The 14,756-nt window shown below is 73.4% G+C and carries 10 protein-coding genes; 5 read left to right on the top strand and 5 right to left on the bottom strand.

Annotated features, from left to right (window positions below; genetic code table 11):
• Nucleotides 1-108: 108 nt before the first annotated feature.
• Together O0S08_RS07975 and O0S08_RS07970 are read right to left on the bottom strand one after the other, a co-directional pair.
• Entirely contained in the window at nt 109-1,566 is a 1,458-nt protein-coding gene (locus tag O0S08_RS07975) for a sensor histidine kinase (RefSeq protein ID WP_269038429.1), read from the bottom strand.
• Nucleotides 1,567-2,125: 559 nt separating this feature from the next.
• Entirely contained in the window at nt 2,126-3,112 is a 987-nt protein-coding gene (locus O0S08_RS07970; RefSeq protein WP_269038428.1) for a terpene synthase family protein, read from the bottom strand.
• Nucleotides 3,113-3,243: 131 nt separating this feature from the next.
• Between O0S08_RS07970 and O0S08_RS07965 the strand changes: the two genes are divergently transcribed.
• A complete protein-coding gene (locus O0S08_RS07965) occupies nt 3,244-5,433 on the top strand; it encodes an MMPL family transporter (RefSeq protein WP_269038427.1) in 2,190 nt (729 codons plus the stop codon).
• Nucleotides 5,434-5,562: 129 nt separating this feature from the next.
• Nucleotides 5,563-6,237 carry a LolA-like protein gene (locus O0S08_RS07960; protein WP_269038426.1) on the top strand — a complete coding sequence of 225 codons (675 nt, stop codon included), beginning with the start codon at nt 5,563-5,565 and terminating at the stop codon, nt 6,235-6,237.
• 126 nt (nt 6,238-6,363) lie between these two features.
• On the opposite strand, the gene O0S08_RS07955 is transcribed toward O0S08_RS07960, so the two are convergent.
• Both O0S08_RS07955 and O0S08_RS07950 read right to left on the bottom strand, forming a co-directional pair.
• The gene (locus O0S08_RS07955) at nt 6,364-8,055 is read right to left on the bottom strand and encodes a DUF2330 domain-containing protein (RefSeq protein ID WP_269041944.1); all 1,692 of its coding nucleotides are present in this window, start codon (nt 8,053-8,055) and stop codon (nt 6,364-6,366) included.
• Nucleotides 8,056-8,470: 415 nt separating this feature from the next.
• A complete protein-coding gene (locus tag O0S08_RS07950; protein WP_269038425.1) occupies nt 8,471-8,704 on the bottom strand; it encodes a hypothetical protein in 234 nt (77 codons plus the stop codon).
• 102 nt (nt 8,705-8,806) lie between these two features.
• On the opposite strand from O0S08_RS07950, the gene O0S08_RS07945 reads away from it, so the two are divergent.
• Both O0S08_RS07945 and O0S08_RS07940 read left to right on the top strand, forming a co-directional pair.
• A complete protein-coding gene (locus O0S08_RS07945; RefSeq protein WP_269038424.1) occupies nt 8,807-10,609 on the top strand; it encodes a hypothetical protein in 1,803 nt (600 codons plus the stop codon).
• Between the two features lie 284 nt (nt 10,610-10,893).
• Complete coding sequence (locus tag O0S08_RS07940) at nt 10,894-11,574, top strand: hypothetical protein (RefSeq protein WP_269038423.1); 681 nt, start codon at nt 10,894-10,896, stop codon at nt 11,572-11,574.
• Between the two features lie 406 nt (nt 11,575-11,980).
• Here the strand turns inward: O0S08_RS07940 and O0S08_RS07935 are convergent, their stop codons facing one another.
• Complete coding sequence (locus O0S08_RS07935; protein ID WP_269038422.1) at nt 11,981-12,181, bottom strand: hypothetical protein; 201 nt, start codon at nt 12,179-12,181, stop codon at nt 11,981-11,983.
• Between O0S08_RS07935 and O0S08_RS07930 the strand changes: the two genes are divergently transcribed.
• Nucleotides 12,180-14,480 carry a hypothetical protein gene (locus O0S08_RS07930; RefSeq protein WP_269038421.1) on the top strand — a complete coding sequence of 767 codons (2,301 nt, stop codon included), beginning with the start codon at nt 12,180-12,182 and terminating at the stop codon, nt 14,478-14,480. The two genes, O0S08_RS07935 and O0S08_RS07930, sit on opposite strands and share 2 nt — an antisense overlap.
• Nucleotides 14,481-14,756: the final 276 nt, after the last annotated feature.

The raw sequence follows: 14,756 nt of genomic DNA, 5'->3' as shown, positions 1-14,756 counted from the left end.
CGGGGCCGACCTTAGCACGGGGATGCCGCGGGCCGTCGAGCCCCGAAATCACCGGAGCATCGGCTCGCCGGATCGCGGGCCGGGCGCGGCTTCGGGCCGGGGACCGCCTCACGAGCCCCCGATCCACGAGAAGGAGCTGCTGGCGCTGGCCGAGTAGGAGCTGCTCACGACGGCGACCTGCGAGCCGGTCGCGGTCTGCGAGCCGCTGCCGCTCGAATTTGCCAGGGTCGCGTGAGCGGGGATCCGCACGGTGAAGGTCGAGCCCATGCCCGGGGTGCTCTCGACGGTGATGTCGCCGCCCATCATCCGCACCAGGCGGCGGCTGATCGCCAGGCCGAGCCCGGTGCCCTCGTACTTGCGCGACGACTCGAGATCGCCGCGCGAGAACGGTTGGAACAGCTCGCGCACGATCTCCGGCGACATGCCGATGCCCGAGTCGCTGATCTTGAAGACCACCCACTCGTCGATCGCGTCGCCCTGGCGGCCGGGCTCGCGCGCGACCGCGAGCTTGACCACGCCGGCCTCGGTGAACTTGCAGGCGTTGTGCAGCAGGTTGACCAGCGCCTGGCGCAGGCGGGTCTTGTCGACCGTGACCGCCCCGAGCCCCGCGGGCGGGCGGACCAGCTCGAGGCGGTTGCGCCGGGCCTCGGCCTGCGGGCGGATCATGCCGGCGACGTCGTCGACGAGGTCGTCGAGCGCGAACGTCTCCCAGAACATGTCGATGCGCCCGGCCTCGATCTTCGACAGGTCGAGGACGTCGTTGATGATGTTGAGGAGGTACTTGCCGGCGCCGCGGATCTTCTCGAGGTCGACGCTGGCCGCGCGCACGCCCTCGTCCTCGAGCTCGTCGCGCAGCAGCTCGGCGTAGCCGATGATCGCGTTGAGCGGCGTGCGCAGCTCGTGGCTCATGTTGGCGAGGAAGAAGCTCTTGGCCTGGTTGGCGCGGATGGCCTCGTCGCGGGCGCGGTTCAGCTGGTCGTTGACGCGCTGCAGCTCGGTGTTCGAGTGGATGAGCCGGCCCTCGGCGCGGTGGCTGGCGAGGAAGAACAGCAGCGTCGGCCCGAGCGTCAGCGTGAAGGTCGTCAGGATCATCAGCAGGTAGATCCAGTGCTGGGCCGCCGAGGTGACCGCCGAGCGCGGCGCCAGCGAGTAGTCGGACAGCTCGCCGACGAAGAAGCTGATGACCACCACCGCCATGCAGAACACGATCTGCGTCCGCTCACGCGCCTCGAAGCAGACCAGCGGGAAGCCGATGATCGGGAACATGATGAACTGCAGGCCCGACGGCTCGCCCAGCATCGAGGCGAAGAACACGATCGCGGTGCAGCAGCAGATGCACAGGCCGATGCGCGACACGTTGAACCACCCGAACTTGTTGGCGAACATGCACGCGAGGTACGACAGCCAGAACGGGATGACCGTCAGCGCCTCCGTGTACAGGCCGAGCGCGACGAACAGGCAGATGTACGCGAGGATGACCGCGAGGCAGACGACGAAGACTTGGTTGGTCAACATCACGCGCGCCGCGAGGGCCGGCGAGCCCGTATAGGGGACCCCCCAGAGCATCGCGGCGCGGAGTCTGTTCCAGAGGGAGCTCGGCACAGGCCTGGACGACCCGTCCTCTTTAGCACGACCCCGCCGGACTAGCGAACCTGCCGCCGCGAGCGCCGCAGGTCCCCCGCGGCCCTCACGGCCCCCGCGCCCCGAGCGGCCGCGACGTCACCGGCGGCAACGCTGGTCCTCCAGCATCGGCGCTGCTGTGTGCGCCGCGCCGCAGCTCGCGAGGCCTGCGCCGCTCCCCGCTGCCGCTGCCGTCCTCGCGCAGCGCCTGCCCCCTGGCCCCCGCGTCGCCCGCCAGGGGCTCGCGGTCGCGACTCGAGTCGCGTTGCGAGCCGTCACCTCGCGCCTCGCCGCGGACTCGCGACCTTCGCCTGCCGAGGACTCGCCCGTCACACACTCCAGTGCCGCGCGAGCCTCGAGGACGCATCCACCGCAGCGTCCAGCACGCTGCCCCGAGCGCCGCGACGCTGGCGCTGCAGGCCTGCCTCGAGTCGCGAAGCTGCAGCAGCGCCCTCTCGAGCGGCAGCTCCAGCCGTAGCGCGGGCCGCGAGCCGCAGCGCTGGTTTCAGGCCGCAGCGCTGCCGTAGCTGCGCATGCTGAGGCGGGCGCGGTAGCGCATCGTCTCCTGCATCCACACGAAGTTGCCGCGGACGAAAGACCCCAGGTCGGCGACGTAGCCGAGGACTGCGGGTGAGGAGAGCCCGTCGTAGTCGCGCAGGCTGGCGGCGAGGGCGTCGAACGCGTCCTCCTCGGCGCCTTGCATCGCCACCGCGCGGGCCAGGGCCTCGTCGAGCGTGATGCCCTGGTCGGCCTGCAGCACGAGCACGAGGTTGTGCGGGTTCTGCTCGACCATCTCCTTCTCGAGCGAGCCGATGTCGTTGGCCCAGCAGATGGCGTTGTTGGCCAGCAGCTCGAGCTGTTGTACGACCACGTGCTGGCGGACCTCTCCGAGCGACTCGTGACGGATGAGCTCGATGAGCGCGAACACCACGCCCGCCGCGCCGGTGAAGGGTCGCATCTTCAGGTAGATCGGCAGCGCGGGTCGGAGCTGGTGCAGCAGGTTCCGCAGCTCCCACACGTTGCTCTGAAAATAGCGCTCCACCTCGGCGACGAACCGCGGCATGAAGCCTGGCGCAGCCCACGCAGCGGTGCGTGCGCCGAGCTCCGCGAGCATGTGCACGAGCGGCTCGTCGTCCTCGAGCGCAGGGCTGCCGCGGAGCACCGCGGACATCCGCACCTGCGCCTCGTGCAGACGCTTGAGCGGCTCGGGGGCGGCGACGACGTCGTCGCACAGCGCGTCGTCGTAGAAGAAGAGCCAGGTGATCCAGTCGCACACCAGGCGCAGCTCGGCGAGCGGCGCCCGCGGCAGCCCGCGCGCCGCCAGGCGGGCGAACTTCGCGGCCTGCAGCTTGCGCAGGCGGCCCGGGCTCAGCGCCACCGAGGGGAAGAACCGCAGCACCCACGCGATGCCCTCGCGCTCCACGAGCTCGGCGTAGCGATTGATAGGGGCGGCTTGCGGCTCGAAGATCGAGGGCTGTAGCAGCGAGGACATCTTGGTTCCGAAGAGCGGTCCCGGTGATCCATCCCAACCCATTCCAAGCTTATCCCGTGATGATGCCACTTCATGGCACGTATCGCAGCCGCTTCAACCTCACCATTCGGTGGTGATATACTTCTGCACAGGTGCCCCCTCGCCCGACCCTCACGGCCCTCGCGTGGCTCGCCGTTTGCGCCGCGCTGGGGCTCGTCGCGGGGGCTCGAGGCACCGAAGCGCAGGTGTGGGGTCTGATCCCCGCAGCGCATCGACCTGTGATCGAGATCGACTTGCGGGTCCACCTCGACGACGGCGCGCCCGACGAGGCCCTCGAGGCCGCGATCGCGGCACTGGAGCCGCTCGCCGGACGGTGCCCGCTGGCCCCGCCGCCGGCCGAGGCGCGCCGCTGGCTCGACGCGCACGCGCTCTCGCTGCTGCCGCGCGAGCACCACTCCGCCCTCGCCGACCGGCTCGCGCCCGAGGCCCTGCGTACGGCGATCGCCGGGGCCCGGGCCAGGCTCGCCAGCCCGTTCGCCGGGCTCGTCGGCGACGACCTGCGCCGCGACCCGCTGCGCCTCGCAGAGCTCGCCCCCCAGCGCTCCGCGAGCCTCGGCTTCCTGGCCGCCGCCGGCCCCGAGCCGACGGTTCGCGGCGACCTGGTGAGCCCCGACGGGCGCAGCGCCCTCCTGTGCTTCCACACCGGCGCTCCGGTTCATGAACTCCGCGCCAGCGCAGCCGCGCTCGTCGCCGGCCACCCCGTCTCGCTCGCCGTGGTCGGCGCCCCGGCCCGCGACGAAGCGGCCGCCGCGGCCCTGGCCGCCGCTCCGCGGGTGCTCACCACCCTCGCCGCCGCGCTCACCCTGGTCCTCGCCCTCGCGTTCCGCAGCGTGCGCCCCGTGGTCGCCCTGCTGCTGGCGATCCTCGGCCCTGCGGCCCTGCTGGCGGCCCTGGTCGCGCCGCTCGGCCTGCTCGACCTGCCGCTGCTCGCGCTCGCCGTCGGCATCTCCGCCGCTCCGGCGCGCCCCGACTGGACGATTACGGCTCTCTCCGCCCTCGCGCTGACCCCACTCCTTCTCACGCCGTACCCGGCCTGGCAGACCTGGGGTCTCGCCTGGGCCGCGGGCCTCGCGGCCGCCGGGCTGGCCCGCCGCCTGGTCCAGCCCGCGCTCGCCGCCTGGCTCGGCAAACCGGCCGCGGAGCGGGCCCCCTTCGGCCGCCCCGACCCGCCGCCGCTGCGCCTGCGCGCGGCCCTCCCGGCCGCGGCCGCGTGCGCGGTGGTCCTGTCCCTCGGGGCATGGTCTTCCAGACATGTCCGTTTCGACAGCCCGAGCCCGCTGCCGCTGGCCGACCCCGAGCTGGCGGCGGCCGAGGCGGCGGTGCGCGCCGAGTTCTTCCGCCCCGAGGAGGTGGCGACGATCCACAGCCCCGGCGCGACCCCGGAGGAGGCGCTGTCGCGGGCGGCGGAGCTGTTGCCGTCGCTGCTGGCGCTGGTGCCGACGCAGATCGATCGGCTCGACGCGCCGGGGGCGTTCGTGGTCGCGGAGCCCGAGCTCAAGGCCCGCGTCGACGGCCTGCTGGCGCTCGACATCCGCGGCCGGCTCGAGCTGCTGCGCGCGACGATCGCCGAGTTCGGCATGCGCCCCGACGCGTTCGGCGAGTTCATCCGCGGCGCCGGCGACGACCTGCGCGACCCGCCGAGCCCCGAGTCGGCGCTGGCCGGCCCGCTCGGCCCGTGGCTGACCGCCAAGTTCGGCCCCGACGGCGTGCTCACCCGCGTCTACCTGGCCGGCGAACAGGCCGCCCTGCCGGCCGCGCTCGACCTCCGCGGCCCCGGCGTGTTCGCCCGCGCCGAACACGACCGCTTCTCCGCCCGCGCCGGCGCCGTCGCGGCCGCCGGCGCGTGGCTGTCGGCGCTGGTGGTGTGGCTGGCGACGCGGCGCCTGGCCCTGGCCCTGGCCCTGGCCCTGGCGGCCATCGTCGCCCAGTGCGGCCTGCTCGTCCTGCTCCACCTGCTCCACCGCTCGTTCGGCCCGCTGACGCTCCCCGTGTTCCTGCTGGCCGGCTCGGCCGCGGTGGTCGCCGGCCTGCGCGCCGTCCAGGCCCTGGCCGCCGGCCGCCCGTGGATCGACCCCGGCCGCCTGGCCAACGCCCTCGGCCCGCTCGCCGCCGCCCTGGCCCTCCTGGCCGCCCCCGAGCCGGTCTGGCGCTCGCTCGGCATCGCCGCCGGCCTGGCCGTCCTCGCCGCCCACGGCGTCGGCGGCCTCGTCGGCCCCCTGCTCTACTCCCTCACCAGCCGCGCCGCCGACCGCTTCGTCCGCCGCCCCACCCGAGATGCCTGATGCGCCAGGTCCCTCAAGACATGTTCGTCCGCACAGGCCCCCAGGGACAGGCCCATTGCGCCATGTCGAAAAGAACCTGTCCCATGACACATGTCCTCTCGACCCGCCCCGCTCCGCCCGCCTGACCCCATGCGCCCGCGCCGCTCGTTCCTCCGCCTCGCCGCCGGCGCCCTCGCGCTGACGGCCGGCCGCGCCCGCGCCCAGGCCCCGGTCGTCGATCGCCAGCTGGCGCGACGGCTGGAGCTGTGGGCCAAGGCGGCCGCGGGCACGCGGGTGCTGGTGGCCCGCTACGCGCTCACGCGCCAGTCGACGCTGCTGCAGGAGCCGCTCAAGACGGCGGGCACGCTGCTCGCGCGCGCCCCCGACACTCTGGTCCTGCGCGACGACACCCGCGCGGGGGTGACCACCCGCCTGTCGCGCGGGCGGCTGGAGATCCGGCCCAACGACCCCGCCCTGCCTGCCCTCGCCGAGGCCCCGAGCCCGACGGTCACCTGGCTGTTCGAACATGTCCTCGCGCTCTTCAGCGTCCCCGAGGGCGCCGGCGAGCCGGCCGCCGCGCTGCAGCTCGACGCCCGCCTGACGGTCCCCCGCGGCCCCGGCCACCTGCTGGCGATCACCCCGCGCCGCGACCACCCCGCCCGCCGGGAGATCCGCGACCTCGTGGTCCACCTCGACCCGCACACCGGCGACGTCGACCAGCTCGACCTGGTCGAAGCCGGCGGCGACAAGGTGGTCATCACCTTCAGCCAGCGCCGCCGCGACGCGCCCGAAGACGAGATCACCGCGCTCCTGCAGCCGACCTGAGACGGCCGCGCCTGGCACGGACCGGCGGCCTGTCTCTTCAAACCTGTCCGCGAGGACATCGTCCGTGCCAGCCGAGCCCGCGACGACGCCGCCGCGAGCGCGCGCCTGTCCCTTCGGACACCCGGCTCACGCCGCTGGCCGGCGCCGGCGGCCCCTCCAGGCGAACACGAACACCACCCCGAGGCCGAGGGCGGCGCTCCACGAGCCGCGGCGCAGCGCACAGCTGACGCCGTCGCCGTCGTCGTAGTCGAAGCGGGCGTTCGAGGCCTTGAGGCTGGCGACGATCGCCGCGTCGAAGTCCTGCAGCACCTGCGGCGCGCCGGCCGGGGCGATCTGCTCGACGCGCTGGGCGGCGGGCATGTCTTTAAAAGTCGGCCAGTTGCCGAACTCGTCGAGCAGCACGCCGCGGCCGTTGGGCATGCGCATGCGGTTCGAGCCGGCGCAGGGGAGCTGCATGACCCCCTGGCGGAGGTTCGAGACGTCGCCGAGGTCGGGGTTCTGGATGAACTCCGGGTCGACGGTCATCTCCTCGGGCGAGAGGATCGTCAGCAGGCGCGACAGGTACGGCCAGCGGGCCAGCAGGTCGACCGCGCGGCGGCCGGGGTCGATGATCCGCTCGCGCAGGGCGTTGGCGAACGCCGGCCCGCTCCACGCGTCGAGGTCGATCATGTCCTCGTAGGCCGCCATGTCGGAATAAAACAGGTCTTCGGGGATCCCCGGCGGCGCCGGCAGGTACGTGCGCAGCAGCGGCAGCAGCTGCGGGTGGTTGTACGAGCAAGGGTTGAACGAGCAGTCGACCAGGCCCTGGAGCGCCAACGCGTCGATCACCGACACGCCGGCGTTGATCGGCGCCGCCTCGACGAAGGTCTCCGCGTCCCAGCGGTCGCTGAAGATGCCCTCTCTGCTGACCACGTTCGACCCGCCGGCGTACTCGGTGACGAAGCCGTGGCCGTCGGCCATCGGGGCGTCGAGCGCCCGCGCCACCACCTCGGTGTAGTTGCTGGCGTTCGTGGTCCAGTCGATCGCCACGTCGTTGAGCTCGACGTGGCGGTACGTCGACGGCGCGTAGCGGCTGTGGCCGAGGCCGAACACGCGCACGGGCATGTCGGGCATCGCCGCGATCGCCGTCAACCGCAGCGGCACGCACGGGGTCGTGCCCTCGTAGGTCATCACGATCGGCTGCAGCTCCTCGACCCCGGCCCCGTGGAGCAACTTCGCCGCCGCGAAGTAGAACCCCTCGTCGAGGTACTCCTGCATGATCGGCCCGGCGGCGGGATCCTGGTAGTAGCCGGCCGCGTCGAGCCACTGCCACACCTCGTCGGCCGAGCCGCCCTTGAGCACCACGATCTCGAACGGCCCGACGATCTCGCGCTTGACGACCTCGAAGCCGCCGGAGTCCTCGGTGCTGCCGTCGGTCTCGACGCCGCCGCTGCCGGCGAAGCCGCCGTCGAGGGCGATCGCGACGCAGCCGAGCGACCGGTCGTCGTCGTCCGAGCAGTCGCGCGCGGTGGTGAAGCTGTAGGTCGGCACGGTCGCCGCCAGCAGGTTGGTGAACAGCAGCTCGGAGCCGACGGCGAAGTCCGGCTCCGCGCTCACGGGGATGACCCACCCGAACTTCAGTGGATCTCCGGTGTACTGGATCTGGATGTGCGCCTCGACCGTGCCCGCGGCTTCGTCGATGGCGAACAGGATGTTCTCGCCGGTCTGGTCGACGGGGGTCGGCTGGTTGTTGACCAGGTCGCAGAAGAAGCCGCCGCACGCGTGTGCCTGGGTCGCCGGCAACCATGCTGCGAGACCTGCGACCAGCCCGGCGCACACGAACAAGGGACGAAAGCCACGCCACATCGGACCTGATGACACGCGATCCCCGGCGCGGCGTCCAGGGGGACGCAGATCCCCAGGCGAGGCGCCGCCCGTCCTGCGATCCATCGGCGACCCCCGCTTCGGGCTCCGCTCCGGCGCACCGCCGATTGCGGCGGCGGGACGCCGTTCTCGCCGCGCGCGGAGATCTCGAAGCGCCCGGAGCGGCGCTGAACACCGCTCTCGCAGGATGGAGCTCACGTCGCCGACGCCCGCGCGCTGCCGCGGAGCTCACGGCCTCCCGCCTCGCGGACCGAGCTCACGGCGCGCCCTGCTCGCGCGCACCGAGCTCGCGGCCTTCGACCGGGCCGGCCATGCTCGCCGAGGTGCGCGCCGCGGAGCGGGACAGCGTCTTCTCGCGCTCTGCAGCGCCTCAGCTGCGACCGGGGCCGAGCGCCTTCGGGCCGGAGCCGCGCATCCACAGGTAGCCGACCCCACCGAGCAGCACGAGCGGCCAGAATACGAGCGCTGCGTAGGCCACGGCGGCCGAGCTCACGCCGGTCAGCGCGGCGGCGCCTGCCGCGGCGCCGTTGGTCGCCTGTCGCTGCTTGCTGTAGGCGTAGGTGGCGCCGGCGGTGCCGCAGCCGATGAGTAGCGCGAGGAGCATGAGCGGGACCTCCGGAAAAAGCGGTGTGTCGCAGTATAGTGCTTTCGAGGGGCGGGGCGAGCGGACTGGACGCCGGGCGGACGGCGGCTGATACTTCCGGCCGTGGCAGACGACCGGAAGAGCAACAGCGCCCGCGATTCGCGGCCGAGGGCCGCGGGCCCGGGCCCCGCGGGCGGACCGCAGCAGGACCGCCCCAGGCGAGAGCGCGGCAGAGGTCCGCGCGAGGGCGGCGAGTCGGCGGGTGGCGGCGCGGCTGGAGCCGAGGCTCGCCCGCCGCGCGAGGGTGGAGCCGAGGCTCGCCCGCCGCGCGACGGCGAGCGTGGCGAGCGGCGCGACGGCCCGCGCGGCGATCGTCCGCGCCAGGGCGACGGCCCGCGCGGCGATCGTCGCGACGACCGACGCGGCGCCCCGCCGCCGCGGCGCGACACCTCGTCGCCGCTGACCGCCTCGCTGTTCAGCGCCGTCCAGGACAAGGAGATGCCGTGCCGGATCGCCGGCTGCGAGAACACCTGGACCTGGTTCGCCGCCCAGCAGATCCGCGGCTTCGGCCAGAAGCCGCCCGAGCGCATGTGCGACCAGCACCTGGCGCAGTTCAGCGAGCTCAGTGACCGCGAGGTCCACTGCCGCACCCCCGGCTGCCCCAACACCTGGCTGTGGAAGCGCGGGGCCCAGCTCGCCGAGCTGCAGCGCCACGGCCGGCTGAAGAAGCCGGCCCGCCTGTGCAACGAGTGCGTGGCCGCCGAGCGCGACACCCACGACGCCGAGATGCCGTGCAAGGTCGAGGGCTGCCGGCGCGGGTGGGTCTGGTCGCGCGACGCCCAGCTGCGCCACCGCCTGTGGGTCCTGCGTCAGCGGGCCCGCGCCCGCGCCGTCGAGGCCCGCGCGCACGAGGCGGTCGCGGCCGAGGCTGGGCCGCCGGCGGTCGAAGCTGCCCCTTCGGACCTGTCCGCCGAGACAGCCGTCGAGGCCGGCGCGCCTGTCCTCGAGGCCATGTCCCCGGCGACAGACGAGGCCGCGGCGCCCGGCGAGGCGCACGAGCACGGCGAGGCCGGCAAGGCCGGGCCGGGCAAGAAGCGCCGGCGTCGGCGCAAGCAGCACGCGCGGGCCGTGCCGGACCCGGAGGGCCCGCCGCAGCGCATGTGTGGCCTGTGCGCGCAGAAGCTCGGGCGCCTGGCCGCGCGCGAGATCCCGTGCAAGGTGCACGGCTGCGTGCGCACGTGGACGTGGGACCGCGCCGGTCAGCTGCGGGCGTGGGTGCAGTCGGGCAGCGACGACGTCGACTTCGACCCGCCGGCGCCCAAGCGCATGTGCGAGACCTGCCGCGAGTTCTGCCGCAAGCACCCCGACCGCGAGATCCACTGCGGCCGGCCCGGCTGCGAGTCGGTGTGGATGTACAAGACCGGCGCCCAGCTGCAGGCCTTCCTGGCCGGTCGGCTGCAGGACCCGCTCAAGCTGTGCGACGAGTGCGCCAAGGGCGAGTTCGCCAAGACGATCGAGGAGGCCGGCCTGCCCGAGGGCGCGGAGATCATGCCCTGCGTGGTCCCGGCCTGCGACGGCACCTGGGTCTACATGCCCGGCCAGAAGCTGATGCACGTGCCCGACGGCGAGCTCGCGCCCGACCGCATGTGCCTCAAATGCAAGCGTGAGCGCGGCCTCGCCGCCCCCGAGGAGGTCGCCGCCGAGCCCGCCGCCGAGCTCGAGATCTCGCCGGAGGACACCGAGGCGCCCGACGACGACGGCGAAGAGCTCCTGGCCGACGACCCCGAGCCGCCGGCCGACGTCGACGGCGCGCCCGACGACGGCGCGCACGCCGACGACGACGGCGCGCACGCCGACGACGACGAGGCGCTCGCGGGCGACGAGCCGACCGAGGGCGACGAGGCCCAGGTCGCGACTTCGGATTGACGGGCCGCAGCGTCGCGTGCGAGCCTCCGCGGGCGCACGCGACGCTGCTCTCTCGACCGCGTCCTCACGCTCCCGGGCCCCGCGCCCGACGCTCGTCCCAGCGACTCCGACCGCTCCCGCGTGCGCGCCCTCTCCGACCTGACCTCGAGCCTCGCGCCCAGGTCCGGTCCCTCGCCCGCCCCGCGATCGTCGCGGGGCACCTGTCGTTCGGACCAGGGCCGAACGCACAGGTCCTCTCGACCAGGTCCCTCCGCACAGGCACTTCGAGACAGGTCCTTTCGGCCATGGCCAACCCGCTCCCGCGTTCCTTCGCCCTGGCCGAGACCCGGCGCCGCTACGAGGCCACCCCGCGGGGCCTCGACGACGACCTGCAGCGGATGGCCCGCGGCGACCGCGGCTGCCTCGGCGACGCGGTCGCCGGCGTCGGCGCGCTGGGGATCCTGGTGTCGGGCGTGCTCGGCTACCTGGGCTTCCTCGGCATGGGCTTCATGGCCGTGTTCGCGGGCCTGCTGATCGCCGGCTTCGTGCTCAGCGCGGCCGCCCAGACCCGCAGCGGCCCGGCCCGCCTCAAGGCGCTGACCGAGGGGCCGCTGGCGCTCGGCCGCGTGCTGCGAGCCGACCCGGCCCTGTTCGAGCCCGGCGACGTGCCCTACCCCGCCCTGGTGGTGTTCGCCGTCGACGCGCCGCACCGCTTCGACGCACCGTACCTGCAGGGGGTCGCCGCGGCGCTGCTGGCCCTGCGCGACGCCGCGACCGCGCCCGCCGATCAGGCCGAGGTGGCCGCGATGCTGCGCGACCCCAACCGCGTGGCGCCCCTGCCCGTGCCCCCCGCGCTCGCGGGCGCGGGCGAGGCCTGGCTGGGCGTCGTCAGCGTGGACCCGCGTCGGCTGCCCGCGCGCCGCGTCGAGGATCATCTGGTGCCGGTGATCGCAGCGCCGGGGCTCGGCTTCGTCGAACACGTGTGAGCCGCGGCGCGCGTCGACGAGACGACGCGAGGTTCGGCTCCTTCGACGACGTGTGAGCCGCTGCGCGAGTCGTCGAGACGACACCAGGGTTCGGCCCCGTCGACCCCGTACGACTCGCGGCGCCAGGGATGAGACGGCACGTGCTCGATGCGTCGGTGCGCGCCGATGCGAGCACTTCCCGCGGCCGCCTCCACGCGCCCTCGCCGTCCAACTCGACACGAGCGCCCACGAGCCCGCCCTCTCGACGCGCGTGGATCACGGGGCACGAGCCGATCGGGCGAAGCACCAGGGCTCGAACACAGGCAGCGCCGACGGTTCCAAACTGCCCTCCCGCGCACGGTCAGGCGATCGAACGCGACAGTCGCAGGCGCCTGTGGCTTACTACTGGCATGAGCTTCCTTTCTCGCTATTCCCTGATATCGAGCGCGATCGCCTGCACCGGCCTCATGACGGCGGGATGCGGCGATAACCCTGCCAATGAGACAGTCACCGACACTTCGACCTCGTCGACCTCGTCGTCCTCGTCGACCTCGAGCGGCGAAACCGTGGAGCCGACCGGATCGACCACGGCCACGCCGACGACCACCGACACCACGACCGGCGACATGACCACCGGCTCGACGACCGAGACCTCGACGACCACCGACTCGACGACCGAGACCTCGACGACCACCGAGTCGACGACCGAGACCTCGACGACCACCGACTCGACGACCAGCGGCGGCGCCGAGTCGTGCGCGCTGCTCTGCGGTCTACCGGCCGGCTGCTGCGCTGCGGGCGAGGAGTGCCTGAGCGGCGCCTGCGTCCCCGCGTGCGAAGGCGGCGTCCACTGCGGCCCCGACGACTCGATCTGCTGCGCCGCCGGCGAGGTCTGCCTCGGCGACGCGTGCCAGCTCCCGCTCGGCCCCTGCCAGGACTCCAGCGAGTGCGAGGCCGGGCAATCCTGCGACCCGCTGCTCGGTCAGTGCCTGCCGCTGCCGGACTCGCTCGGCTGCGAACCCGGTCCGCTCGACGTCGCCCTCGCGTGGGAGTGGACGACCGATCAGGTGGCGACGACGCCGATCATCGCCGATGTCGACGACGACGGCGTGCCCGATGTCGTCGTCTCGGCCACGGCGGGGACGGGGACCTGGCCGGTAGGCGAGATCGTCCTCCTCGACGGCGCGACGGGGGAGGAGAAGTGGCGGATCGCCCACGACCCGGGCAACATGCAGTTCGGCTCGCACGGGCGCTCGACCCTCGCCGTCGGCGACGTGAGCGGCGACGGCGTCCCCGACATCATCTACGCCGGGCGGCCCGAGGGAGTCATGCAGCTCGCGCCGATCCACGCGGTCGACGGCCAGGGCCAGCTGCTGTGGACGGCGCGGCTGGCGAACGACCAGATCGCCAAGGTCCGGGTCGACAACGCCTCGGTGACCGTGGCCAACCTCGACGACGATCCCGAGGCCGAGGTCGCGCTCGGGGCGATGATCCTCGATCACGACGGCCTCGTGGTGTGGAACCAGAACAACAACGGCGTCCAGTTCGGCACGCCGTTCAACGGCAACACCCCGCTCTACTTCGGCGGCCTGGCGACGGTCGCGGATCTCGACGGCGACGACAAGCCCGAGCTCGTCACCGGCCGCGAGGCGTGGAAGATCGACTGGGTCGTCGCCGATCCGCCGACTGTCACGCTCTCGCTGTTCTGGGCCAACGACAACAACCCCGTCCCGGCGCACAACAACGACGGCTGGCCGGCGGTCGCGGACCTCGACGGCGACGGCAAGCCGGAGGTGGTGCTGACCGCGTGGCCGACGATCCGCGCGATCAACGGCCAGACCGGCCAGCTCTGGTGCGGCGTCGATCCGACCGACGCGGCGTGCATGATGAACCCGGCCCTGCGCACGGCGCCGATCCCGATCAAGGGCGGCAGCCTCGGCGGGCCTGCGACCATCGCCGACTTCGACGGCGACGGCCGACCCGAGGCGGCCCTCACCGGCGGGGTCGCCTTCGCGGTGTACGACTTCAATCGCCCGGGCGAGCAGATCGTCAAGCCGCAGGTGGACCCGATGCCGGCGTCCGGGGCGATGTACGCCCGCTGGACCTCGCCCGTCCAGGACACCTCGTCGGCGGCGACCGGCGCGTCGGCGTTCGACTTCCAGGGCGACGGCGTGGTCGAGGTCCTGCAGCAGGACGAGTGCTTCGCCCGCGTGCTCGATGGCGCGACCGGCGACGTGGTGCTCGAGATCATGAACTCGAGCAGCACGATCCACGAGTACCCGCTCGTCGCCGACGTCGACGGCGACGGCACCTCCGAGCTCGTCATGGTCGCCAACCTCGGCGACCCCAAGAACGTGACCGACTGCACCGCCGACACGCCCGACTTCATGCCCCGCAAGGGCGTGTTCGTCTACCGCGCGCAGGCGGGCGCCTGGCCGCAGGCGCGCGACGTGTGGACGCAGCACACGTATCACGGCACCAACGCCGACGCGGCCGGCAACCCGCCGCTCGTCGAGCAGGCCAACTGGACCGTCCCGGGTCTCAACAACTTCCGCCAGAGCGCCACGGTGGGGCCGTTCCACCCGGCCGACCTGACGCTCTCGCTCGCGGCGGACGTCGCCGAGTGCCCGGCCGAGTTCGCCCTCGTGGCGACGATCCACAACGAGGGCTCGGTCGGCGCGCCGGCGGGGATCGACGTGAGCTTCTACGCCGGGCTGAACGACAGCGGCGCGCTGCTCGGCACCGCGGCGACCACCGAGGGCATCGTCCCGGGCGGCTCGACGCAGGTCACCTGGACCGTACCGGAGCCGCCGGTGGACATGCCGACGAACTTCTTCGCGGTGATCGGCCCCGACGGCGGCCTCGTCCCGGAGTGCCTCGACAGCAACAACGACGCGCTCCTCACCCAGGCCAGCTGCGCGGACTGAGGCGCCCTCGTTCTCGAACCTGCTCGCGACGCGGGTGCTTCCTGCTCACCGCGTCGATCGACGCGGCCTGCGTCGCGGTCCCGAGCCGGTCGGTCTATCTGCCTTGAAGCCAGATTCGGCGGCGGCGCGAGCGCGCGCCGCTCGGCCTCATTTCCGTCGAGCCCGCGCAGTGGAGCGCCGATCGGACCGCGATCCGACCTCGCACCGGCGCGCCGCGTCGTCGCGGCCCACGCGACCCTGCGTACGGCCCGATAGAGCGGTCTGAAGCGGCTCGCA

The organism is Nannocystis punicea, from assembly GCF_026965555.1.
GTDB classification, from domain to species: domain Bacteria; phylum Myxococcota_A; class Polyangia; order Nannocystales; family Nannocystaceae; genus Nannocystis; species Nannocystis punicea.
Note: the sequence above shows the minus strand (reverse complement) of the source record. Positions and strands in the feature narration are given on the sequence as shown.